The sequence below is a fragment of the Nocardiopsis dassonvillei genome, from assembly GCF_964273065.1.
GTDB classification, from domain to species: Bacteria; Actinomycetota; Actinomycetes; order Streptosporangiales; family Streptosporangiaceae; genus Nocardiopsis; species Nocardiopsis dassonvillei_B.
The window spans coordinates 185,399-208,626 of sequence record NZ_OZ186815.1 but is presented as its reverse complement, the minus strand read 5'-3'; the positions used below and the strand labels follow the sequence as shown (position 1 = coordinate 208,626).

The 23,228-nt window shown below is 75.0% G+C and carries 22 protein-coding genes; 11 read left to right on the top strand and 11 right to left on the bottom strand.

Features of this window, described 5'->3' with window-relative positions:
• Positions 1 to 113: 113 nt before the first annotated feature.
• The 10 genes from ACSUPR_RS01015 to ACSUPR_RS00970 all read left to right on the top strand — a co-directional run bounded on the left by ACSUPR_RS01015 (position 114) and on the right by ACSUPR_RS00970 (position 8,874).
• Positions 114 to 1,199 (top strand): CobW family GTP-binding protein, encoded by a 1,086-nt coding sequence (locus ACSUPR_RS01015; protein WP_436888682.1) that lies wholly within the window; start codon positions 114 to 116, stop codon positions 1,197 to 1,199.
• Positions 1,200 to 1,211: 12 nt separating this feature from the next.
• Complete coding sequence (rpsR, locus tag ACSUPR_RS01010; protein WP_436888681.1) at positions 1,212 to 1,454, top strand: 30S ribosomal protein S18; 243 nt, start codon at positions 1,212 to 1,214, stop codon at positions 1,452 to 1,454.
• 47 nt (positions 1,455 to 1,501) lie between these two features.
• Positions 1,502 to 1,738 (top strand): 50S ribosomal protein L28, encoded by a 237-nt coding sequence (rpmB, locus tag ACSUPR_RS01005; RefSeq protein WP_436888679.1) that lies wholly within the window; start codon positions 1,502 to 1,504, stop codon positions 1,736 to 1,738.
• On the top strand, positions 1,738 to 2,043 hold the full coding sequence (rpsN, locus tag ACSUPR_RS01000) for a 30S ribosomal protein S14 (RefSeq protein WP_436888677.1): 306 nt from the start codon (positions 1,738 to 1,740) through the stop codon (positions 2,041 to 2,043). Before rpmB ends, rpsN begins: the two co-directional genes overlap by 1 nt.
• Before the next feature lie 176 nt (positions 2,044 to 2,219).
• Positions 2,220 to 3,335 (top strand): FecCD family ABC transporter permease, encoded by a 1,116-nt coding sequence (locus ACSUPR_RS00995; RefSeq protein ID WP_436888675.1) that lies wholly within the window; start codon positions 2,220 to 2,222, stop codon positions 3,333 to 3,335.
• A complete protein-coding gene (locus ACSUPR_RS00990) occupies positions 3,335 to 4,117 on the top strand; it encodes an ABC transporter ATP-binding protein (RefSeq protein ID WP_436888673.1) in 783 nt (260 codons plus the stop codon). The genes ACSUPR_RS00995 and ACSUPR_RS00990 overlap by 1 nt, the downstream gene beginning before the upstream one ends.
• Entirely contained in the window at positions 4,114 to 5,127 is a 1,014-nt protein-coding gene (locus tag ACSUPR_RS00985) for an ABC transporter substrate-binding protein (RefSeq protein ID WP_436888672.1), read from the top strand. The genes ACSUPR_RS00990 and ACSUPR_RS00985 overlap by 4 nt, the downstream gene beginning before the upstream one ends.
• A 229-nt stretch (positions 5,128 to 5,356) precedes the next feature.
• The gene (locus ACSUPR_RS00980; protein WP_436888670.1) at positions 5,357 to 6,541 is read left to right on the top strand and encodes an alcohol dehydrogenase catalytic domain-containing protein; all 1,185 of its coding nucleotides are present in this window, start codon (positions 5,357 to 5,359) and stop codon (positions 6,539 to 6,541) included.
• Positions 6,542 to 6,602: 61 nt separating this feature from the next.
• Positions 6,603 to 7,010, top strand: a complete 408-nt coding sequence (locus tag ACSUPR_RS00975; protein ID WP_436888668.1) for a ChaB family protein — start codon at positions 6,603 to 6,605, stop codon at positions 7,008 to 7,010.
• 58 nt (positions 7,011 to 7,068) lie between these two features.
• The gene (locus ACSUPR_RS00970) at positions 7,069 to 8,874 is read left to right on the top strand and encodes a thiamine pyrophosphate-requiring protein (RefSeq protein ID WP_436888667.1); all 1,806 of its coding nucleotides are present in this window, start codon (positions 7,069 to 7,071) and stop codon (positions 8,872 to 8,874) included.
• A 54-nt stretch (positions 8,875 to 8,928) separates the two neighbouring features.
• Here ACSUPR_RS00970 and ACSUPR_RS00965 read toward each other — a convergent pair whose 3' ends face one another.
• The gene (locus tag ACSUPR_RS00965; RefSeq protein ID WP_436888665.1) at positions 8,929 to 9,783 is read right to left on the bottom strand and encodes an SDR family oxidoreductase; all 855 of its coding nucleotides are present in this window, start codon (positions 9,781 to 9,783) and stop codon (positions 8,929 to 8,931) included.
• 144 nt (positions 9,784 to 9,927) lie between these two features.
• Between ACSUPR_RS00965 and ACSUPR_RS00960 the strand changes: the two genes are divergently transcribed.
• Positions 9,928 to 12,018: a catalase gene (locus ACSUPR_RS00960; protein ID WP_436888663.1), complete on the top strand. Its 2,091-nt coding sequence runs from the start codon at positions 9,928 to 9,930 to the stop codon at positions 12,016 to 12,018.
• A gap of 87 nt (positions 12,019 to 12,105) precedes the next feature.
• Here the strand turns inward: ACSUPR_RS00960 and ACSUPR_RS00955 are convergent, their stop codons facing one another.
• The 10 genes from ACSUPR_RS00955 to ACSUPR_RS00910 are packed head-to-tail and all read right to left on the bottom strand — an operon-like array spanning position 12,106 to position 23,202.
• Positions 12,106 to 12,981, bottom strand: coding sequence for a glycosyltransferase family 2 protein (locus ACSUPR_RS00955; RefSeq protein ID WP_436888662.1), 876 nt, complete (start codon positions 12,979 to 12,981; stop codon positions 12,106 to 12,108).
• Between the two features lie 40 nt (positions 12,982 to 13,021).
• The gene (locus tag ACSUPR_RS00950; RefSeq protein ID WP_436888660.1) at positions 13,022 to 14,005 is read right to left on the bottom strand and encodes an NAD-dependent epimerase/dehydratase family protein; all 984 of its coding nucleotides are present in this window, start codon (positions 14,003 to 14,005) and stop codon (positions 13,022 to 13,024) included.
• Positions 14,006 to 14,042: 37 nt separating this feature from the next.
• A complete protein-coding gene (locus ACSUPR_RS00945; protein WP_436888659.1) occupies positions 14,043 to 14,729 on the bottom strand; it encodes an SDR family oxidoreductase in 687 nt (228 codons plus the stop codon).
• A gap of 58 nt (positions 14,730 to 14,787) precedes the next feature.
• Positions 14,788 to 16,152, bottom strand: coding sequence for a PfkB family carbohydrate kinase (locus ACSUPR_RS00940; protein WP_436888657.1), 1,365 nt, complete (start codon positions 16,150 to 16,152; stop codon positions 14,788 to 14,790).
• A complete protein-coding gene (locus ACSUPR_RS00935; RefSeq protein ID WP_436888655.1) occupies positions 16,149 to 16,739 on the bottom strand; it encodes a D-sedoheptulose-7-phosphate isomerase in 591 nt (196 codons plus the stop codon). Before ACSUPR_RS00935 ends, ACSUPR_RS00940 begins: the two co-directional genes overlap by 4 nt.
• Positions 16,739 to 17,992 (bottom strand): glycosyltransferase, encoded by a 1,254-nt coding sequence (locus ACSUPR_RS00930; protein WP_436888653.1) that lies wholly within the window; start codon positions 17,990 to 17,992, stop codon positions 16,739 to 16,741. The genes ACSUPR_RS00935 and ACSUPR_RS00930 overlap by 1 nt, the downstream gene beginning before the upstream one ends.
• Complete coding sequence (locus ACSUPR_RS00925; RefSeq protein ID WP_436888651.1) at positions 17,989 to 19,041, bottom strand: glycosyltransferase; 1,053 nt, start codon at positions 19,039 to 19,041, stop codon at positions 17,989 to 17,991. Before ACSUPR_RS00925 ends, ACSUPR_RS00930 begins: the two co-directional genes overlap by 4 nt.
• Positions 19,038 to 20,057 carry a glycosyltransferase family 9 protein gene (locus ACSUPR_RS00920; protein ID WP_436888649.1) on the bottom strand — a complete coding sequence of 340 codons (1,020 nt, stop codon included), beginning with the start codon at positions 20,055 to 20,057 and terminating at the stop codon, positions 19,038 to 19,040. The genes ACSUPR_RS00925 and ACSUPR_RS00920 overlap by 4 nt, the downstream gene beginning before the upstream one ends.
• Complete coding sequence (locus tag ACSUPR_RS00915; RefSeq protein ID WP_436888648.1) at positions 20,054 to 21,553, bottom strand: HAD-IIIA family hydrolase; 1,500 nt, start codon at positions 21,551 to 21,553, stop codon at positions 20,054 to 20,056. Before ACSUPR_RS00915 ends, ACSUPR_RS00920 begins: the two co-directional genes overlap by 4 nt.
• Entirely contained in the window at positions 21,550 to 23,202 is a 1,653-nt protein-coding gene (locus ACSUPR_RS00910) for a carbamoyltransferase family protein (protein ID WP_436888646.1), read from the bottom strand. The genes ACSUPR_RS00915 and ACSUPR_RS00910 overlap by 4 nt, the downstream gene beginning before the upstream one ends.
• Positions 23,203 to 23,228 lie beyond the last annotated feature (26 nt).

Below are 23,228 nucleotides of genomic sequence, written 5' to 3'. Positions count from 1 at the left end.
CCATCGGTTTTCCCGGCCAGGCGGGGCGGCGGCCCGGCCCCGGGGGTCCCGGTGCCGGGTGGCCTGGTGTATCTTTTGACAATGGTTTTCATTTCCATCGAGAGGAGGCGACCATGCGCGTGGCCGTGATCACCGGTCTGCACCGCCGGGCGCGCGAGCGCGCCGTCGAGGCCGCACTGGGTCTGCCCGGTACCCTCGTCGTCCACCACGACCTGTCGGAGATCGGCGAGGGCGAGGTCCACCGCGTCACCCGCGACCACCGCGGCGAACTCGACCGCAGCCCCGTCCACCTCGTCCACGCCTGCGCCTCGTGCACCCTGCGCGAGGACCTGGTCCCCTTCCTGCTGGCCACCGCCGCCATCGGCGAGCACGACCTGTGCGTGGTGGACGCCTGGGACGGCGTGGAGCCCCGGATGGTCGCCGAGGCGGTGGCCGCGCAGCCGGAGCTGACCCTGACCGCGGTCGTCACCGCCGTGGACGCCGACCGGCTGCTGCCCGACCTGGCCTGCCACGACGACCTCGTGGACCGGGGACTGGACATCGCCGAGAACGACGAGCGCGCCGTCAGCGAGGTGCTCACGGCCCAGATCGAGTACCCGACCGCGATCGCCCTGCACGGCCGCCGGCACCTCGCCGAGGCCCGCGCCCTGGTCGAGCACCTCAATCCGGCGGCCGCCGTCCTGGACCCCACCGACACCTCCGCCCTCACCGCGGGCCGGTTCGACACGGAGGCCGCGCACAACCGCACCGACCCGCTGGGCGCCCACCACGCGGGCCACGCCACCGGACGGGTGCGCACCGTGGTGTGGTCGCGGCGCCGCCCTCTGCACCCCGGCCGCCTGCACGAGGCCATGGACGACCTGGTGTCCATGACCCTGCGCGGGCGCGGGCGCCTGTGGCTGGGCAGCCGCCCCGACACCGTCCTGGTGTGGGACTCCCACCGCGACCTGGCCACCGTGGCCGCCGCGGGCCCGTGGCTGGCCGCCCTGCCCGACGCCGCCATGGAGATGGTCCCCCAGGCCCGGCGCACCACCGCCCTCCTGGACTGGGACCCGCAGGTGGGCGACCGGGGCCAGCACCTGGCGTTCACCGGTGTGGACCTGGACGCCGACCGGCTCACCGCCCTGCTCGACTCCTGCCTGACCACCGACGACGAGACCGCCTTCGCCGACGACCCGTTCGCCGCCGCCGAGGGCTGAGAGGAGACCCCGATGCCGACCGAGCGCCGCCCCAGGAGGGCGCCCCGCAGGTTCGCCGATCCGCTGGGCGAAACGGACTACGTCGACTACAAGGACGTCGACCTGCTGCGCAGGTTCATCTCCGAGAAGGGGAAGATCCGCAGCCGCCGCGTCACCCGGGTCACCGCCCGGCAGCAGCGCCTCATCGCCGCCGCCGTCAAGAACGCCCGCGAGATGGCCCTGCTCCCCTACCCGGGACCGCACTCCCCGCGCTGACACACCGGACCCGAACACCACCACCGAGAGAAAGGAAGGAACCACCCGTGTCCCGCATCTGCCAGGTCACCGGCAAGGCGCCCGCCTTCGGCAACGCCGTCTCCCACTCCCACCGGCGCACCAGGCGCCGCTTCGACCCCAACATCCAGAGCAAGCGGTACCGGCTGCCCGGCGAGCAGCGGTTCGTCAAGCTCAGGGTCAGCACCAAGGGCATGAAGGTCATCGACGCCCGCGGAATCGAGCGCGTGGTCGCCGACATCCGGGCCCGGGGGGAGAAGATCTAGTGGCCAAGAAGAGCAAGATCGCCCGCAACGAGCAGCGCAAGGCCGTCGTCGCCCGCTACGCCGAGCGCCGCGCCGAGCTCAAGCGCCTCATCAGGAGCCCGCACACCGACGGGGACACGCGCGCCGCGGCGGTGGCCGAGCTGCGCCGCCAGCCGCGCGACGCCAGCGCCACCCGCGTGCGCAACCGCGACTCCGTCGACGGCCGCCCCCGCGGCCACCTGCGCAGGTTCGGGCTGTCGCGCATCCGCTTCCGCGAGATGGCCCACCGCGGCGAGCTGCCCGGCATCACCAAGTCCAGCTGGTAGCCCGCCCTCCGGTCCGGGCGCTCCCGCCGGACCCCCGCCCTCCCCCGCGCGGCGGGAGCGCCCCCGACCGGACCCCCCGTTCCCCTCCCGCAGGGGGCGCACACCCCCTAATATGACAACCGTTGTCATTTCCATCACCGTGGCGCGACCACCGCCCCGACCCTGGAGGAGCACGGGTGTCCCCGACCCCAGCACCCCCGCTGACCGCGCCGCCCCCCACGGCGCCCGCCCCGGCCCCCGGCCCCCGGTGGCTCGCAACCCCCGCCGGGACCACCGCCACCGCCGCCGGGCTGGCCCTGCTCCTGGCCGCCTCCACCCTGCCCGCCATCGGCCTGGGCACCGCCCTGATCCCCCCCGACGAGACCGCCCGCTACCTGTGGGCCGCCCTCACCGGCGGCGCCATCACCCCCGACGAGGTCACCCGCTACCAGATCATCTGGAACATCCGCACCCCCCGCGTCCTGCTGGCCGCCCTGGTCGGGGCGGGGCTGGGCGCGGTCGGCGTCGCCGTCCAGGCCCTGGTCCGCAACCCCCTCGCCGACCCGTACATCCTCGGCGTCTCCTCCGGGGCCTCCGTCGGCGCGGTCACCGTCGGCGTGCTGGGCGCCCTGGCCGCGCTGGGGCCCTACGCCGTCTCGGCCGGGGCCTTCGCCGGGGCGCTGGCCGCCACCCTGCTGGTGCACCTCATCGCCCGCTCCCCCGCCGGGATCACCCCGCTGCGCCTGGTCCTGACCGGTGTCGCCCTCTCCTTCGGGTTCCAGGCGATCATGAGCGTCATCGTCTACCTGGCGCCCGGAAACGAGGCCACCGCCACCGTCCTGTTCTGGACCATGGGCGGTTTCGGCGCCGCCACCTGGGGATCACTGCCCGTCGTCGCCGTCATCGTGCTGGCGGGCCTGGCGGTGCTGCACTCCCTGGCCCGGCGCCTGGACGCCACCGCCCTGGGCGACGAGACCGCCGCCAGCCTGGGCGTGGACACCGAGCGGCTGCGCCGCGTCCTCTTCCTGGTCACCGCCCTGATGACCGGGGCCATGGTGGCCGTCAGCGGAGCGATCGGGTTCGTCGGCCTGGTGGTCCCGCACGTGGTGCGCATCCTCGTCGGCGCCGCCCACCGGCGGGTGCTGGCCGTCGCCCCGCTGGCGGGCGCGGTACTGATGATCTGGGTGGACCTGGCCTCGCGCACCGTCGCCGCGCCCCGCGAGCTCCCCCTGGGCGTGCTCACCGCGCTCATCGGCGTCCCGGTGTTCCTCATCCTCATGCGCCGCCGCGGCTACCTGTTCGGGGGCCGCTGATGCACCTGAGCCTGGACGGCCTCACCGTCGCCGTCGACGGCGCCACCCTCGTGCACGCCCTGTCCCTGGACGTCCCCGACGGAACCGTGGTCGGCCTGGTCGGCCCCAACGGGTCGGGCAAGTCCACCGCACTGCGCTGCGTCTACCGGGCACTGCGCCCCACAGGCGGCACCGTCCGCGTCGGCGGCGACGACCTGGCCTCGCTCAGGCCCCGCGAGGGCGCCCGCCGGGTCGCCGCCCTGACCCAGGAGAACGGCAGCGACCTCGACTTCACCGTCGCCGAGGTCGTCGCCCTGGGCCGGGTCCCGCACCAGCGCGGCAACGGGCCGCTCACCGCCCGCGAACACGGGCTGTGCGCGGACGCCATGGAGGCCATGGACGTCGCCCACCTCGCCCACCGGGGCGTGCTGACCCTGTCCGGCGGCGAGCGCCAGCGCGTCCTCATGGCCCGCGCGCTGGTGCAGGAGCCCCGGGTGCTGGTGCTGGACGAGCCCACCAACCACCTGGACGTGCGCCACCAGATCCACCTGCTGTCGCTGCTGCGCGAGGTCGGCGTCACCACCCTGGTCGTCCTGCACGACCTCAACCTGGCCGCGGCGGCCTGCGACCGCATCGGCGTCCTCAGCGAAGGACGGCTGGTGGCCACCGGCGCGCCCGCCGACGTGCTCACCCCCGGCCTGGTGCGCGAGGTGTTCGGCGTGGAGGCCACCGTGGTCCCCCACCCGCTGACCGGCGCGCCCCAGCTCCTCTACCGGCTCACCCATCAGGAAGGCACCCCGTGAACCACCCTCCCCTCCCCCCGCGCCCCCTGGCCGCAGCGTCCCTGGCGCTGGCCGTCCTGGCCGCCACCGGCTGCGGCGCCCGGGTCGAACAGGACCCCGCGCAGGCGGGCCCGGCCCCCCGGACCACCACCGTGAACCGCTGCGGCGAGGAGGTCGGGTACACCACCCCGCAGCGGGCGGTGGTGTACGAGGGCGGCAGCGCCGACAAGATGTTCGCGCTGGGCCTGACCGAGCACGTGCACGGCTACGTGATGCCCCCGGCCAACCCGCCGGTCACCGAGTCGCCCTGGGCGGACGAGTACGCGAAGGTCGAGTTCCTCAGCGACGACCTGCTCAACCGCGAGCTGGTCGTGGACGCCGAGGCCGACTTCGTGGTCGCCGGGTGGAACTCCGGGTTCAGCGACCAGCGCGGTATCACACCGGAGATCCTGGACGGGCTGGGCATCCAGAGCTTCATGCACACCGAGTCGTGCTTCAACTACCCGGGGTTCCCCGAGCGGGTCGCCCCGTTCGAGGGCCTGTACACCGACCTGGAGCGGCTGGGGGCCATCTTCGGGGTGGAGGACCGGGCCGAGGAGCTGGTCGCCGACTACCGCGCCCGTGTCGAGGCGGTGCAAGAGCAGGCGCCGCAGGGAGACCCGGTGCCGGTGTTCCTCTACGACTCGGGCACCGACCAGGCGTTCACCGCCGGGTCCCAGGTCCCGCCCAACGACATCATCCGGTTCGCGGGCGGGGAGAACGTCTTCGGCGACCTGGACGAGCGCTGGACCCAGGTCGGCTGGGAGGCCGTCGTGGAGGCGCGGCCCGAGGTGGTCATCATCCTGGACTACGGCGACCAGCCCGCCGAGGACAAGATCGCGTTCCTCCAGGACCTGCCCGCGCTGTCCGACGTCCCGGCCGTCGCGGAGGAGAACTTCTTCGTCCTGGACTACAACGAGGGCATCTCCGGGCCGCGCAACATCGACGGCCTGGAGAAGTTCGCCGAGTACCTGCGCGAGCACGCCGCCTGACCCCCGCGGGCGCCTCCCGGCGGACCTGCGCCGGGAGGCGCCCGCGGTCGCGGACCCGCCGGGACCGCACCGGGTCGAAGCCCTCCCGCGGCCCGACCCGGTACAGGCACGGCAGCGCGGCCCCGAAGCCCTCCCGCGGCCCCGCCCCGCCGGTGTTTCCCCTGCAGGCCCCCGGGTAGTGGCCCGCCCACGACGGACCGACGACGCTTTCCGACACCGTGGGGGGAACATGAGGGCGGTCGTGTGGAACGGCACCCGCGACGTGCGCACCGAGGAGGTGCCCGATCCGCGGATCGAGGAACCCGGGGACGTGATCCTGCGGGTCGACAGCTCCGGCCTGTGCGGCTCCGACCTGCACCTGTACGAGGTCCTGGGCCCCTTCATGCACGAAGGCGACATCCTGGGCCACGAGCCCCTGGGCACCGTCGAGGAGGTGGGCCCGGGCGTGCACGCCCTGTCCCCGGGCGACCGCGTGGTCATCCCGTTCCAGATCTCCTGCGACCACTGCGCCATGTGCGCCAGCGGGCTCCAGACCCAGTGCGAGAACACCCGCGACGACGAGCAGGGCACCGGCGCCGCCATCTACGGGTACAGCTCCCTGTACGGGTCGGTCCCCGGCGCCCAGGCCGAGTACATGCGCGTGCCCCGGGCCGAGGCCAACGCCATCCCGGTCCCGGCCCAGGGGCCCGACGACCGCTACCTGTACCTGTCGGACGTGCTCCCCACGGCCTGGCAGGCCGTGCGGTACGCGGACGTCCCGCCGGGCGGCTCGCTCGCCGTCCTGGGGCTGGGCCCCATCGGCGAGATGTGCTGCCGGGTGGCCCGCCACCTGGGCGTCGGCCAGGTGTTCGGGGTCGAGCCCGTACCGGAGCGGCGCGCCCGCGCCGCGGCCCGGGGCGTCGAGGTGTTCGACTCCTCCGGAGGCACCGACGACCTCATCGCGCAGATCCGCGAGCAGACCCGCGGCCAGGGGCCCGACGCCGTCATCGACGCCGTGGGGCTGGAGGCCGAGGGGCACGGGTCGGCCCGCCTCGCCCAGCGGCTCACCGCGTTCCTGCCCAAGGGCGCCGCGGCCAGGCTGATGGAGACCGCCGGCGTGGACCGGCTCTCGGCCCTGCAGACCGCCATCGAGCTGGTCCGGCGGGGCGGCACCATCTCCGTCGTCGGCGTCTACGGCGGAACCGCCGACCCGCTGCCGATGCTCACCCTCTTCGACAAGCAGATCCAGCTCCGCATGGGACAGGCCAACGTGCGCCGCTGGACGCCCGAGATCCTGCCCCTGCTCGGTGAACGCGACGTGCTGGGGGTGGAGGACTTCGCCACCCACCACGTCGGCCTGGACGAGGCCGCCGACGCCTACGCGATGTTCCAGGCCAAGCGGGACGGGGCCGTCAAGGTCGTCTTCCGGCCCTGACGCCGCGCACCGCGCCCGGACCCGAGAGAACACGACAACGGACACGAGGGAGGTGGGTCCCATGCCCGGGACCCGGGAACTGCCCGACACGCTGCGCAGGTCCTCCAAGAAGGCCCAGCGCACCTGGATCAAGGCCCACGACTCCGCCGTGGAGCAGTACGGCGAGGGCGAGCGCGCCCACCGGGTGGCCATGTCCGCCGTCAAGCACTCCTTCGAGAAGGTCGGCGACCACTGGGAGGCCAAGGACGGCAAGGGCCCCTCCGACTCCCGGGCCTCCGACCCGGACGCCAAGAAGCGCTCGGGCTCGGGGGGCACGGCCGGGGGTGTGGACGCCAACGCCGGTAAGGACCACCTGTACGAGCAGGCCCGCCGCCTGGGCGTGAAGGGCCGCTCGAAGATGACCAAGGCCGAGCTCGTGGACGCCCTGCGCAAGGAGAGCGGCACCCGCACCTCGCGCGCCCGGGGCTGACCGACGACGACCAGCGGGGGCCGCGCAACGCCGCGGCCCCCGCTTTCGAGGGGGAGAGATGACGCAGAGCGTCGCCGAGCACCTGCTGCGCCGACTGTCGCAGTGGGGCGTGACCAAGGTCTTCGGCTACCCGGGGGACGGGATCAACGGGCTCATAGCCCAGATGGGGCGGCTGCCCGACGGACCCCGGTTCGTACAGAGCCGCCACGAGGAGATGTCGGCCTTCGAGGCCGTCGGCTACGCCAAGTTCGGCGGCGGGCCCGGCGTGTGCCTGGCCACCGGCGGACCCGGGGCGATCCACCTGCTCAACGGGCTCTACGACGCCAAGCTGGACCGGGTGCCGGTGGTGGCGGTGGTCGGCCAGGCCGACCGCACCGCACTGGGCGGCTCCTACCAGCAGGAGGTGGACCTGCACTCCCTGTTCAAGGACGTCGCCGCGTACCTGGCCACGGTCACCGTGCCCGAGCAGCTGCCCAACGTCCTGGACCGGGCGGTGCGCACCGCCGTGGGCCGGTCCGCGCCCACCGTGGTCATCGTTCCCGGGGACGTGCAGGAAATGGACTACAGCCCGCCCCAGCACGCGTTCAAGCACGTGCCCTCCAGCGCCCCCGACCCGCTCGCCGAGCGCAGCCGGACGCTGCCGCCGGTGAAGGAGCTGGACCGGGCCGCGGAGGTGGTCGACGCCGGTGAGCGGGTGGCCCTCCTCATCGGCCAGGGCGCCCGCGGCGCCGCCGAGGAGGTCCTGGAGCTGGCCGACGCCACCGGTGCGGGCATCGCCAAGGCCCTGCTGGGCAAGGACGTGCTCCCCGACGACCTCCCGCAGGTCACCGGCGGCGTCGGGCTGCTGGGCACCCGGCCCTCCTGGGAGATGATGCGCGACTGCGACACCCTGGTCATCATCGGCTCCAACATGCCCTACACCCAGTTCCTGCCGCCGTTCGGCCGCCGGGCCGTGCAGATCGACACCGACCCCGGCGCCATCGGCATGCGCTACCCCACAGAGGTCAACCTGGTGGGCGACGCCAAGGCCACCCTGCGGGCGCTGCTGGAGCGGCTCGAGCCGTCCCCGGCCCTGGCGGAGCCGCGCCGCCGCTGGAGGGAGACCGTCGAGGAGGGCGTGGCCCGCTGGTGGGAGGTCCTGGACGCGCAGGCCCGGGTGCCCGCCGATCCGGTCAACCCGATGCTGATCGTGCACGAGCTGTCCCTGCGCGTGCCGGCCGACGCGGTGGTCACCGCCGACTCCGGGTCGGTCACCAACTGGTACGCGCGGCTGCTGCGGATGCGCGCGGACATGCGCGGCTCCCTGTCGGGGACGCTGGCGACCATGGGCTGCGCGGTGCCCTACGCCATCGGAGCCAAGTTCGCCGCCCCGGACCGGCCCGTGATCGCCCTGGTCGGCGACGGCGCCATGCAGATGAACGGGCTGATGGAGCTGCTCACCGCCCGCCGGTACCACGAGCTGTGGGAGGACCGGCGGCTGGTGGTGTGCGTGCTGCACAACAACGACCTCAACCAGGTCACCTGGGAGCTGCGGGCCATGGGCGGCTCGCCCCGGACGCCGTTCTCCCAGGACCTGCCGGAGATGTCCTACGCCGCGTTCGCCGAGCAGATGGGGCTGGTCGGCATCTCGGTGGACCGCCCCGAGGACGTGGGCCCCGCCTGGGACCGGGCGCTGACCGCCGACCGCCCGGCGCTGATCGACGTGCGCTGCGACGCCGACATGCCGCCGATCCCGCCGCAGGTGGACCGCGAGCAGCTCGTGGACACCGTCAAGGCCCTGCTGTCGGGAGACCCGGAGCGGCGCGGCGTCATCGCCCGCGGCCTGGCCGCCAAGGCCCGGGAGTTCCTGCCCGGGCGGGACTGACCCCGGACACGGGAGGGCGGGGCGGACCGGGTCCGCCCCGCCCTCCTCGCGCGGTCAGCCGGCCTGGATCTCCCCGCCGGTCGGCGCCAGTGTCTCCCCCGTGTAGTACGACGACAGTCGTTCACTGGCGAAGAACACGTAGGAGGGCGCGATCTCGTCTGGATCGGCCGCCCTGCCCATCGGCGCCTGCTCCCCGAAACCCTCGGCCCCCTTTTCTCCGAGGGTGGCGGGGATGAGCGGCGTCCACACCGGCCCGGGCGCCACGCAGTTCACCCGGATGCCGCGCTCCATGAGCGACTGTGAGAGCGACATCGACAGGTTCATGGCGGCGGACTTGCTCGCCGCGTAGTCGATGAGCGTGTCGTTGCCGCGCAGTCCGTTGATCGACCCGGTGATGATGATCGATCCGCCCTGGGGGATGTGCGGCACGGCCTCGCGCACCGTCCAGAACACCCCCATGACATTGACGTCGAAGGTCCGGCGCAGCTGCTCGGTGGTCAGCTCCGTGATGTCATCGACCGGGGCCTGGGTGGCGGCGTGCTCCACCAGGATGTCGATCCCGCCCAGCTCCTCCACCGCCCGGCGCACCAGGTGCGCGCAGTAGGACTCGTCGGCCAGGTCGCCGCGCACGCCCACGGCGCGCCGCCCCTGTTCCTGCACCAGTCCCACGGTGTGCTGGGCATCGGCGTCCTCGCTGAGGTAGCCGAACACCACGTCGGCCCCCTCCTTGGCGAAGGCCACCGCCACGGCCCGCCCGATACCCGAGTCACCGCCGGTGATCAGGGCCCGCTTGCCCTCGAGCAGTCCGCTGCCCCGGTAGTCGCGCATCTCGTCGCGCGGTTCGGGGTCCATCGGTTCGGTGCGCCCCGGATAGGGCTGGCTCTGCGCCGGCGGTCGTTTGTCCGTCATCACCGATCCCTCCCTTCGCTTTCCGCGTGCCACTGCCCGGTTCTCCGCGGCTCACACCTGGACGGCGCCCGGACCGGGGGTTTCACCACCGCCCGGTCCGGTCAGTGGCACCCGGGGAGAGGTATGAGACACCGAGGGGACCCGATGAACGACGGCACGCGCGACGCCAAGGACAGGGCGCTCGACAGCGCCCGCACCGACTCCGAGGGGCCGCTGACCACCGACACCGGGGTGCGGGTGGAGGACACCGACAACTCGCTCGCCGCCGGTGAGCGCGGCCCGACGCTGCTGGAGGACTTCCACGCGCGGGAGAAGATCACCCATTTCGACCACGAGCGCATCCCAGAGCGGGTCGTGCACGCGCGCGGCGCGGGCGCCTACGGGCACTTCCGCCCCTACGAGGACCTGTCGGACCTGACCGCGGCCCACTTCCTCAGCGGGCCGGACGTGGTCACGCCGGTGTTCGTGCGCTTCTCCACCGTCGCCGGGTCGCGCGGCTCGGCGGACACGGTGCGCGACGTGCGCGGGTTCGCGGTGAAGTTCTACACCGAGCAGGGCAACTACGACCTGGTCGGCAACAACATGCCGGTCTTCTTCATCCAGGACGGGATCAAGTTCCCGGACTTCGTGCACGCGGTCAAGCCCGAGCCGCACAACGAGATCCCGCAGGCGCAGTCGGCGCACGACACCCTGTGGGACTTCGTCGGGCTCCAGCCCGAGACCACCCACATGATCATGTGGCTGATGTCGGACCGGGCCATCCCGCGCAGCTACCGGACCATGCAGGGGTTCGGGGTGCACACCTTCCGGTTCGTCAACGCGCAGGGGCGGGGCGTGTTCGTCAAGTTCCACTGGAAGCCGCTGCTGGGCACCCACTCCCTGGTGTGGGACGAGGCCCAGCGCATCCAGGGCAAGGACCCCGACTTCAACCGGCGCGACCTGTGGGAGGCCATCGAGCGCGGGCAGTTCCCCGAGTGGGAGCTGGGCGTGCAGCTGGTCCCGGAGGAGCACGAGCACGCGTTCGACTTCGACCTGCTGGACGCCACCAAGATCATCCCGGAGGAGGAGATCCCGGTCCGGCCCGTCGGCAGGCTCACCCTGGACCGCAACCCGGACAACTTCTTCGCCGAGACCGAGCAGGTCGCCTTCCACACCGCCAACGTGGTGCCGGGCATCGACTTCACCAACGACCCGCTGCTCCAGGCCCGCAACTTCTCCTACCTGGACACGCAGCTGCTGCGGCTGGGCGGCTCCAACTTCCAGCAGATCCCCGTGAACCGGCCGGTGGCACCGGTCGACAACAACCAGCGGGACGGGTTCGCCCAGCACCGGGTGCACCGCGGCAGGACCTCCTACTTCCCCAACTCGCTGGGCGGCGGCTGCCCGGCCCTGGCCGACGAGGGGGTGTACCGCCACTACACGGAGAAGGTGGAGGGGAGCAAGATCCGCAGGCGGGCGGAGAGCTTCAAGGACTACTACTCCCAGGCCACCCTGTTCTACAACAGCCTGTCCTCCTGGGAGCGCGAGCACCTGGTCGCGGCGTTCCGGTTCGAGCTGGGCAAGTGCGAGGAGGTGGCGGTGCGCCGCCGGGTGGTCGCCAACCTCGTCAACGTCGACCTCGGGCTGGCCGGGGCGGTGGCCGAGGGGCTGGGCCTGGAGCCGCCCGAGGAGGAGGCCGTCCCCAACCACGGGCGGTCCTCCCCCGCGCTCAGCCAGGCCCGGACCTCCTTCGGGTCGGTGGTGGGCCGCAAGGTAGCGATCCTGGTCGCCGACGGTGTGGACGCGGCGAGCGTGGAGGGGCTGCGGGACCCGCTGGCGCAGGAGGGCGCGGTGGTGGAGCTGCTCGCCCCGGCGGCCGGCGCGGTGCGCACCTCCGACGGCGGGTCCCTGGCCGTGGACCGGGCACTGCCCACCATGTCCTCGGTGCTCTACGACGCCGTGGCGGTGCCCGACGGCGCGGACGCCGTGGCGGCCCTGGCCGGCGACGGCCTGGCCCGCCACTTCGTGCTGGAGGCGTACAAGCACCACAAGCCGCTGGCGCTGGTGGGCGCGGGCGCGGAACTGGGAGTGGCGCCGCCGCTGCCCGAGCACGCCGTCACCCCGGCGCAGCGGACCCGGGAGGAGCTGGGCGTGGTGGTCGCCCCCGAGGCCGACGGCACCTGCGCCGCGGAGTTCGCCCGGCTCGTCGGACTGCACCGCGTCTGGGACCGTCCCACCGACGCCGTCCCGGCCTGAGGCCGCGGACGGACCACGGACGAGAACGGGGCGAGGGGGCCGTGCCGCCGACCGGCGGCACGGCCCCCTCCGTGTCGGCGGCGGCCCTCAGGAGGGCGCCGCCGCCTCCAGGTCGCGCTCCACCCGGGCGGGCAGGCGCCTGCGGCGGACGAGCACGGCGGGGAGCCTGAGCAGCGCTCCCGCGAGCGCGTGCCGCGGGACCGGGTCGGACGGGCAGCGGACGAGGACGCGCAGCGTGCGCTCCCGGACCACCGCGGGGCTGCGGCGCAGCCACACCGTCAGCAGGGCGTTGCGCTCCTGGAGCGCCTCCCGCCGCCGGCTCGGCGGCCGGTGCCGGGAGGGGTGGTGGCTGACCACCGCGGAGGGCAGCAGCCGCATCTCCCACCCGGCCGCCGCCAGGTCCAGGGCCAGCAGCTCCTCCTCCCCCCCGAAGAACAGCAGCGGCTCGAAGCCCCCGACCGCCTCGAAGGCGGTGCGGCGCACCACCGCGGCGCAGGCCAGGAAGCCCAGCACCCGGGGGCCGGGGCCTCCCGGGGAGGGCAGCGGCGCGCGGAGCTGCGCCAGGGTGACGGGGTCGGGCCGACCCTCGGGGCCGACCCGGACCGAGGCGGTCACCAGCGCCACGTCCGGATGGGCGTCCAGGGCGTCGGCGGCGGCCTCCAGGGAGCCCGGCTCCCACCACGAGTCGTCGTCGCAGAAGGCGACGTAGGGGGTGCGGGCCCGGGCGGCACCGACGTTGCGGGCCGCGCACCCGAGGTTGCGGGTCCGGTGCAGGAGGCGGACCCACGGGAAGCGCTCCCGCACCGCCTCCGCGGTACCGTCCGTGGAACCGTTGTCCACGACCACCACCGGGGGGCGGGGGTCCAGCCCGCCCAGCCGGGACAGTGTGCGGCACAGCTCCTGCGATCTGTCGCGGGTGGCGACCACCACGGTCACCCTCGGCTCGCGCGCCGTGCCGTCCACGACCCCCACCCCCCGTTCGTCCGGCCGCTCGGCCCGGTCCTCAGCTCTTCGACGCGACGGTTTTCCCGGGGCGGGGACGGGTCCTCGCGAAGTGGTCGATGACCCGACGCATGCCCTCCCTGATCCGCACCCGCGGGCTCCACCCGAGAAGCTCCCGGGCCAACCGGATGTCGGGCCTGCGGAACCCCGGGTCGTCCTGCGGGCGGTCGACGAACACGATCTCCGAGTCCGACCCGGTCAGCCTCAGGACCAGCCCGACCAGGGAGAGCACGCTCATCTCCTCGTCGCTGCCGATGTTGACCGGCCCGCGCACCCCGCGGCGGGCGGCCAGGGCCATCAGCCCCCGGACCGTGTCGTCCACATAGCACAGGGACCTGGTCTGGTGGCCGTCCCCGGCGACGGTCAGCGGCCGCCCCTCCAGCGCCTGGTTGACGAAGGTGGGGACCATGCGGCCGTCGTCGGCCCTCATGCCGGGCCCGTAGCTGTTGAAGATGCGGGCGATGCCCGCGTCGGCCCCCCGGGCCCTGGCGTGCGCCATCACCAGCGACTCCGCGTACCTCTTGGCCTCGTCGTAGACGCTGCGCGGCCCCACCGGGTTGACGTTGCCCCAGTAGGTCTCGCGCTGCGGGTACTCCAGCGGATCACCGTAGACCTCGCTGGTGGAGGCCAGCAGGAACCGGGCCCCGTGCTCCTCGGCCAGGGCCAGGGCGTTGCGGGTCCCCAGGCTGCCGGCCTCCAGGGTCTCCACCGGCATCCGCAGGTAGTCGGGCGGCGACGCCGCCGACGCCAGGTGGAACACGGTGTCCACCGGGCCCTCCGTCCGGACCGGGCGGACGAGGTCGGCCTCCTCCAGCCGGAAGCGCGGGTGGTCCGCCAGCCGGGCCACCGCGGCGGGGCTCCCCGTCGCGAAGTTGTCCAGGCACACCACCTCCGCCCCCTCCTCCAGCAGCCGCCGGCACAGATGGGATCCGAGGAACCCGGCGCCGCCGGTCACCACGGTCCTCCCCCAGGTCGCGGTCGTCATGCCGTCTCCTTCCTCTGGTGCGGTCACGGGGCTCCGGTCAGGGCCAGGAGACCTCCTCGGAGGGGCACACGACCATCTCGCGCACCTCGCACCCCGCCGGGCGGGTGAGGGCGAACAGCACGGCCTCGGCGACGTTCGCGGGGTCGTTGAGCGCGGCGTCGGGCCCGGGCCGGTACCGGTCGGGCCTGCCGTCGAAGAAGGAGGTGGCCATGCCGCCGGGGATCAGCAGGGTGACCCCCACCTGTCCCGCCGTCTCGGCGGCCAGGGCACGGGTGAACCCCACCACCCCGAACTTGGAGGCGCAGTAGGCGGTCGCGTCCCCCACGGCGCGCACCCCCAGGGTCGAGGCGCAGTTGACCACCTTCCCGCCGGAGTCGCGCAGGTGGGGCAGGGCGGCACGGGTGACGGCCGCGGTGCCGAGCAGGTTGACCGCCAGGACCCGCTCCCACTCGCTCGCGGACACCTCGGTCAGGGAGCCGCAGGCGTCGATGCCCGCGGCGTTGACCACGGCGTCGATACGGCCGTGCCGTTCGACGACCCTGCGGACGGCCAGTTCCACCTCTTCCCGCTCGGCCACGTCGACCTGCTCGAACGGCAGGTCCTCGCCGGGGTGGCGCCGGTCGAACACGATCGGTTTGCCGCCGGCGTCGCGCACGGCGCGGACCGTGGCCGCGCCCAGTCCGGACGAGCCTCCGGTGATGACGGTGTTCCCCAAGGAGACCATGTCCCCTCCTCTCGCTTTCGCGTCTCTGTCTCTCCCGCACGCCCCGGCGGGGCGCGGTTCAGGACACGGCCTCGCGGCCGCGGATACGGGTGATGAGCCCGGTGGTGGACCGGCCCGGGATGAGCGGCACCGTGAGGACCTCCCCGCCCCAGGAGCGGACCACCGGGGTCTCCGGCAGCCGGTCCGCCTCGTAGTCGCCGCCCTTGACCCAGACGTCGGGCCGCAGCCGCGCCAGCGCCTGCACCGGGGTGGGCTCGTCGAAGATCCGCACGGCGTCCACGCAGTCCAGCGCCGCCAGCAGCCGGGCCCGGTCGGCCTCCCCCACGACGGGCCGGCCCTCCCCCTTGAGGGCACGGACGGATGCGTCGCCGTTGAGCAGGACCACGAGCCGGTCGCCGAGGCGGCGTGCGTAGCGGAGGAGTTCGACGTGTCCCGCGTGCAGGAGGTCGAAGCAGCCCCCGGTGGCCACCAGGCGCTCGCCGTCGCGGCGGGGGAGGTCCGCCCCGCCCCCGGTGAACGCGTCCGACCCCACGCTCTCCGGTCCGCCGTCGCGGGAGCACGTCCCGGCCCCGCCCCGGGCCACGAACTCCGACGCCGCGGCCACCCCGGCCCGGACGCAGGCGGCGGGGCCCAGCCCGTCGGCCAGGGACGCCGCGCAGGCGGCCGCGAAGGCGTCCCCGGCGCCGCAGGTGTCCCCGTCGGCGGGTACGGCGGGGATCCGCTCCCCCTCGCCCGCCCGGTCCGCCCGGACGGCCCCCCTCCCGCCCAGGGTGACGGCCACCTGCCGGGCGTCCCAGACGCGGGCCAGGTGCGCGGCCCGCTCCAGGGCCGCGGCGGGGTCGCCCACGCCGGCCTCGGCCGCGTTGGGGGTGACCAGCCATGCGCCGCGCACGGGCGGGGCCCCGCGCGGATGCGGGTCCCACACCAGCGGCCGCCGCTCCGCGTGGGCGGCCAGCAGGTCCCGGACCTCGGGGCGCGAGGTCAGCCCCCGGCCGTAGTCGGACACCAGGACGGCGTCGGCTCCGGCCAGCGCCTCCTCGACCGTGTCCCGGTCCACGGGGCCGTCCACCCGCCCGGCCCCGCCGTCCACTCTGGCGACGGTGCGGCCGTCGGCCATGATCCGGGTCTTGGTGGGCGTGCCGGCGGCCGTGGGGAGCCCGACCAGGCGGACCCCGGCCCCCAGGATCCCGGCGAGGGTCTCGGCCGCGCCGTCGCGCCCGACACCCGTGACCAGGGTGACGGCCCGCCCGTCGGCCGCGGCGCGGTGGGCCGCCAGGGCCGCGCCGCCGGGTCGGTGGCGGGCGGCGGTGTCCTCCACCACCGGTGCCCCCGGGGCGTCGGGGCAGTTCCGGTGGGAGGACCCGCACAGGTCGATGTCGAGCAGGGCGTCCCCGATGACCGTGATCGCTCCCTTCGAGCTCATGACGCCCTCCTCTCGCGGGGCGCGGGCACGGACGCCCGGTCCTCGGCCAGGCCCCGTTCGACGCCGGAGCAGAACACGTGCACCAGCGCCAGGTGCACCTCCTGGACCGTGGAGGTGTCCGGGGCCGGAACCGCCACGGTGTCGTCGCTGAGCGACTCCAGGACGGTGGGCCCCGGGCCGGTCAGCGACCAGCACAGGACCCCGATCTCCCGGGCGGCCTCGGCCGCGGCCAGGACGTTCTCGCTGGACCCGCTGGTGGACAGGCAGACCAGGAGGTCGCCGGGCCGGGCGTGGGCGCGCAGCTGCCGCGCGTACACCTGGCGGTATCCGTAGTCGTTGGCGATGGCCGTGAGACTGGAGGTGTCGGCGTGCAGGGCGATCGCGGACAGCGGTTCGCGCTCCCCCTCGAAGCGCCCCGTCAGCTCGGCCGTGAGGTGCTGGGCCTCGGCGGCGCTCCCCCCGTTGCCGCAGCAGAACAGCCGCCGCCCGGCGGTGAGCGCCGGGGCCGCGCGGAGCCCCCATTCCTCGACGCGTTCGGCGTCGGTCAGCGCCAGGGCCGCTCCCAGTGATTCCAGGTGTCCGTGCATCACTCCCCCTCTCCGTGGCGGGCGGCGGCGATCGGCTCCGGCCGTGCCGTCCGGGGGCGCGGGACCGGGGACGCACCCAGGACGGCGCGGTAGCACTCCTCACTGCGCCGGGCCACCTCGGCCCAGGAGTAGAGCCGCCGGGCGCGTTCGGCCGCCGCGGCGCCGAACATCTCCCGCGCCCGCCGGTCCGCCGCCAGCCGGGTGAGCGCGTCCGCGGCCCGCCGGGGGTCCCGGTCGGGCACCAGCAGCCCCGTCTCACCGTGGAGTACCGTGTCGAGGTGGCCCCCGACCCGGGAGGCGACCACGGGGACGCCGCAGGCCATGGCCTCGACCGTGGACATGCCGAACGGTTCGTACCAGGGCAGGTTCACCGCGATGTCGGCCGAGCGCAGCAGCGCGGGCACCTCGGACCGGTCCACCGACCCGATGAAGCGCACCCGCTCGCCGACCCCGGCCCGGTCGGCGATCGCGCGCAGCCGCCGCACCTCGGGGTCGTCCTGCACCAGTCCGGCCGGGGGGCCGCCGGCGACGAGGAGCTCGGCCCCCGGCACCCGGCGCAGGGCCCGGACCGCGGTGTCCACCCCCTTGCGGGGGACGAGCCTGCAGAGGCTGAGCAGGCGGAGCCGCTCCCCCCGCGCGACGGCGGGGCCCTGTGGGGCGAACCTCTCGGTGTCCACCCCGCAGGGCGCCACCGCCACCCTCCCCGGTGCGACGCCCCAGGACAGGAGTTCCCGCCGTTCCTCGGTGGATGTGGCGATGACCAGGTCGCTGCCGTGGGCGACCGCCCGCTCGGCCGGGATCCTCTCCACGGGGCTCGTGTCGGCCGCGCCCTGGTGGCGGGCCTTGACCACGCCCAGCGCGTGGAAGGTCGACACGACCGGCAGGCCGAGCCGGTCCGCCGCCTCCAGGGAGGCCTGCCCGCTCATCCAGAAGTGGGCGTGGACCACGTCCGGCCGCTCGGTCCGCCAGGAGGCGCGCAGGCGGCGGGCGAACTCCCCCATGAAGGGGAGCAGTTCGTCCTTGGGCACCGGGTACTCCGGTCCCGCCCGTACGTGTTCGACGCGGACCCCCGGCGCGACCGACACGGTCTCCGGACGGTGGACGTCGGTGCGCCGGGTGTGGACGACCACCTCGTGACCCCGCTCCGCCAGGGCCATGGCCAGTTCGGCCACGTGCACGTTCTGTCCCCCGGCGTCCTCTCCTCCGATCGCCGCCAACGGGCTGGCGTGCTCGGAGACCATGGCGATCCTCATCCCGTCACCTCCTCGATCACACGGTCCCAGTCCTCCAGGAACCTGGTGAGTCCGTAGCGGCGCAGCGCGGCCCGACGGGCCTGCGCGCCGACCCGTCGGGCCAGTCCGGGGTCGTCGACGAACGCCCTCGCGGCCTCCGCCAGGAAGCGGGGGTCGGTCGTGACGGTCCCCGCCCCGTCCGGCAGCGCCTCGTACGCCTCGGTCGCGCCGAGCGCGACCACGGGCAGGCCGAGCATCATGGCCTCGATGAGGGAGAGGCCCAGCGAGGTCCACCTCGACGTGTGCACGTAGACGCTGGTGCGGGCCAGTTCGTCGTGCATGAGCGCCTGGGGCAGGTCCTCCCGGGTCCGTATGCGGCCGGGCGGCGTGCCCAGGTGCCCGGGCACGCCCTCCACACCCATGCCGAACAGGTCGACGGGGACCTCTTCGGCCAGGCCGGGGAGCAGGTCGGTGCCGGTGAACCGCCACCGGCGCAGCGGTTCGTTGATGACGACCCCGGCGCGGGGGACGTCGGCGACCCTGCGGTGTCCGGGGTCGGGGACGCCGTGCTCCACCACGCGGACGGGTGCCCGGCCGCAGTCCCACATGAGGGCGTTGAACCCGGTGACGTGCACGACCGGGATGTCGCCGCGGTCGGCGAGCGGGTGGCGGGTCAGGGGGACGTCGCCGCGCGGGGTGTTGTGCTCCACGTACACGGCGGGCACCTCCCTGCCCGGGGCCCGTCCCAGCAGCCGCTCGGCGAGCTCGATCTCGTGCGGGCGCTGGAGGACGACCAGGTCCGGTCCGCTCTCGCCCACCAGGTCCCAGGGGACCTCGCGGGCCCGGTCGGGCCAGTCCCAGGTGCTGGCCCGGCCCCTGCCGTCCGGTCCCCGGTCCGGGGTCACCGGCAGCAGGAAGGTGTGCGCCCCCTGGACGAAGGCGGTGGTCCACGAGCCGTGGACGTGCCAGAGCAGGATGCGGCGCCCGGGCGCCCGCTCCCCTGCGTCCCGCCGGGAGGGCTGTTCCCCCCGGTCGGTGGAGGGCTGTTCCCCCCTGTCGGTCGCGGTCATCGCGCCTCCTGTATCTCGTCGACGGCGGCCATCACGGTTTCCGGGGAGACGGAGGTCAGGCAGGGGTGGCCCGGGACGGGGCACACCCGGGCCCTGCTGCCCGCACAGCGGGCGTGCTGGTCGCCCAGCACCCGCACGCGGGAGCCGCGGGGCGCCCAGACGGCGGCGGGCACCACGGGGGCGAACAGGGAGACCACGGGCGTGCGCACGGCGGCGGCCAGGTGGGCGGGGCCGGTGTTCCCGCAGACCGCCGCGGCGGCCCGGGACAGGACCCCGGCGAGTTCGGGCAGGCTCGTGCGCCCGGTCAGGTCCACCACGCCCGGAGCGCGGAGCACCCCGGGGGCGCTGTGCGGTTCCCCGGCCGGACCGGTGACGACCACCCGGTCCCCGCGGTCCCGGAGCGCCCCGACGATCTCGACGGCCTTGGCCGGGGGGATCGCCCGGGCGGGGGCGTCGGAGCCGGTGTGGACCACCGTGTACCCGTCCGGTCCGGTGAGCTCCCGGGTGTCGGGCAGGGGGCCGCGGACCGCGGGCAGCCCGTCGTCGTCCGCGGCGGGCTCCATCCCGCAGGCCCGGGCCAGGGACAGCATCTGCTCGGACTCGGGCAGGCCCTCCGTGGGGCGGTGCCGGACGTCGAGCAGGCTGCCCGGGTAGTCCACGCTGGTGCCGCCGATCCACGGCACCCCCGCCATGCGCAGCACCAGGGCCAGCGGCAGCGGCGACTGGTGGAAGGAGGCGGGCAGGACGGCGCGGTCGATGCCGATCCCGGCGAGCAGGCGGACCAGGCGGCGCATCCGGGCGGGGTCGACCGGCGGCGGGTCGGCGACGATCCACGGCACCGTGCAGACGACGACCCGGTCCACGCCGGGCAGCATCCGGGCGGCCCCGGCCCCGCGCGGACCGGCGAGGTAGACGACCCGGTCCGCGTGGCGGGCGACGGCGCGCACGGCCGGGCCGGACAGCAGGACGTCGCCCATGCCGTCGGGACGGGCCACCAGCACGGTCCCGGCGCTCACGCGGTCCTCCCCAGCAGCCGCACGACGGCGGCGAGGGGGTCGGCGGCGGTCTCGGGGGCGGTGCGGCGCTCCTCCTCCCGGGTCGCGGCGGTGGGGACCAGGACGCCGCGGGCTCCGGCGGCCCGGGCCGCCTCCACGTCGGATCCGATGTCGCCGACCACGGCGCACTCCTGGGGCAGCACCCCCAGCCGGCGCGCCGCCTCGTGCACCAGGCCGGGGGCGGGCTTGCGGCAGCCACAGCCGTCGTCCTCGCCGTGCGGGCAGACGCACCAGGCGTCGAAGCCGCCCAGGAGGGAGTCCACCCGGTCGTTGACCGCCCGGACCTCCTCCTCGGACAGCAGGCCCCGGGCGATCCCGGACTGGTTGCTCACCACGGCCACGGCCAGCCCGGCGCGGGAGGCCAGGGCCACCGCCCGGGCGGCGCCGGTGCGCGGACGCACGCGTTCGGGGTCGCCGTTGTAGGGGACGTCCTCGACGAGGGTGCCGTCCCGGTCGAACAGCACCGCCCGCAGGGCGGTGCGCCGGCGGGCGCCCCGGTGCAGGACCTCCCCCCGAAGCCGGTGCAGGCAGGCGGCGGGCGGGATGAGCGCGCTGGTCACCGCCATGTCGGCGACCTCGGCTGGGGTCCGCGGCCCGGGCCGCACCCGGTCGAGGGTGAAGGCGGCGGTGCGGGCGGCCCACCACAGGGCCAGGGCCCCGGCGGGGAGCGCGCGCCCGGCCAGGGCGGCCCCCGCCGCTCCGGCCAGGACGGCGGTGGTCGCCGCGTGCCACCGCAGGCGGCCCCGCGGTTCGCCGACCCGGTCGCGCCACCCCTTCCCGTGCAGGCGGTCCATGAGTGCGTCGTCGGCGTTGCCGCGCTGGTCCCGCAGGCTGCGCAGGCGGCCCCCGCCCTCCCGGAGGGGGTGGACGCACACGCGCTCGCCGACCACCAGGCGGTGGCCCGCGTCCAGCACGCGCAGGGCCAGATCGGTGTCCTCGCGGTAGGCGCGCCGGAACCGGAGGTCGAAGCCGCCGACCTCCTCCAGGACGGACCTGCGGTAGGCCATGTCGGCGGTGATCCACCGGGCCCCCGCCAGCGCCAGGGTGGACCGCTCGGCGTCGGTGGGCTCGCGCCCCGGCGGCGGGGGGACGGTGATCCGGCCCTGCACTCCTCCCACGTCCGGGGGCAGGTCAGCGAGGTCGGCGCACAGGCGCTCCGTCCAGTCGGCGGGAGGCGCGACGTCGTCGTCGAGGAAGGCGACCCAGGGCGTGCGGCAGGAGTGCCAGCCCGCCTGGCGGGCGGCGGCGGGCCCGCGGCCGCCGCCGCCGAGCACGCGCAGGCCGGGGTGGTCGGGCAGGTCCAGCGCGGCGGCGTCCCGGCCGGGCCGGTCGTCGACCACCACGATCTCGCGGGGGGCCGTCCCGCGCGGGGCGTCCACGAGGGGACGCAGGGTCCGGGCCAGGCTCGCCCGGCCCACCGTGGGGACGACCACCGAGTACTCCGCGCGCGCCGTCACAGCACGCCCCCCCGGTGGCGGCGGACCAGGAACGGGCCGATCGCCAGGACGTCCACGGGTGCGGACCCGAAGCACTCCAGCGCGTCGCGCGGGGAGTCCACCATCGGCCGCCCGGCCGTGTTGAGGCTGGTGTTGACCAGCACCGGCAGCCCGGTCCGGCGCTCGAACTCCGTCAGCAGGCGCGCGGTGAGCGGGTCGTCCTCGGAGGAGACGGTCTGCACGCGGGCGGTACCGTCCACGTGCACCACCGCGGGGATGCGCTCGCGCCACTCCTGCGCCACCTCGTGGACGAAGAGCATGTACGGGCTGGGCAGGGGCCCGCCGAAGAAGATCTCCGGAGCCCGCTCCTCCTTCACCATCGGGGCCACCGGCCGGAACGACTCCCGCCCCTTGACCCGGTTGAGGCGGTCGAGGTTGGCGGGGTCGGCGGGATCGGCCAGCAGGGAGCGGTGCCCCAGGGCGCGGGGCCCGTACTCCGAGCGGCCCTGGAACCACGCCACCAGGGCGTTGTCGGCCAGCGCGTCGGCCACGGCGGCGGGCAGGTCATCGGGGCGCTCGACGGCGACCTCGGCGTCGCGGAGCAGGGCCGCGAGCTCGTCCTCGTCCCAGGAGCGCCCGAGGTCGGCCCCGGGCATCGGCAGGGGGTCGTCCCCCGCCTTGGCGGCGACGTACAGGGCGCCCCCCAGGGCGGTCCCCGCGTCACCGGCGGCGGGCTGCACCCACACGTCGTCGAAGGGCCCCTCGCGGAAGACCCGGCTGTTGGCCACGCAGTTGAGCGCCACTCCGCCCGCCATCGTCAGGCGCGGCAGCCGGGTCTGCTCGTAGGCCCAGCCCAGTACGCCCAGGATCGCCTCCTCCATCGCCTCCTGGACGCTCGCGGCCAGGTCGGCGTGCTCGGGTCCGGGTTCGGCTCCGGGGCGGCAGGGCGGGGCCAGGGAGTGCCAGGGCACGTCCCGGGCGCGGACCCGGCCCTCCTTCTCGTGGTGCAGGTGCTCGCGCACCGCGTCGAGCATCGTGGGCCGGCCGTAGGAGGCCAGGGCCATCACCTTGTACTCGTCGCTGGAGCGGTGGAACCCCACGTGCTCGGTGAGCTCCTCGTAGACCAGCCCCAGCGAGTCGGGCAGCGGCTGGCGGGACAGGACGTCGAACTCCCCGCCGCGGTAGGCCCCCACCAGGTGCGAGGTCGACTCGCCCCGCCCGTCGGCGGCGAAGACCACCGAGTCCCGCCCTCCCTCGAAGGGGGGTGCGGCGAACACGGCGGAGGCGGCGTGGGCGATGTGGTGCGGGACGTGCACGACCCGCCGGCGGTCCAGGCCCGGCAGCGCCGTCGCGAGGAAGTGCGGTGCCCGCTCGACGTAGAAGAGGCGCAGGTGCTCCCACCGCTCGTCCTGCCCCGGGCCGTCGGGATCGGCCAGGTCGGGGTGGTACGAGTAGGTCACGGCGTCCAGGTCCCGGGGCTCCAGGCCGCCCTGCTCCAGGCACCAGTGCATGGCGCGCACCGGCAGTTCCCAGGTGGAGAAGGGGACCGCCTCCTTCCCGTGCTTGCGCCGTGAGAAGCGTTCCTCCTCGGCGGCCGCCACCGTGCGGCCGTCGACGACCAGGGCCGCGGCCGGATCGTGGAAGACCGCGTTGACACCGAGGACGCGCATGGGTCCAGCCCCCTCCCGCTAGTGGA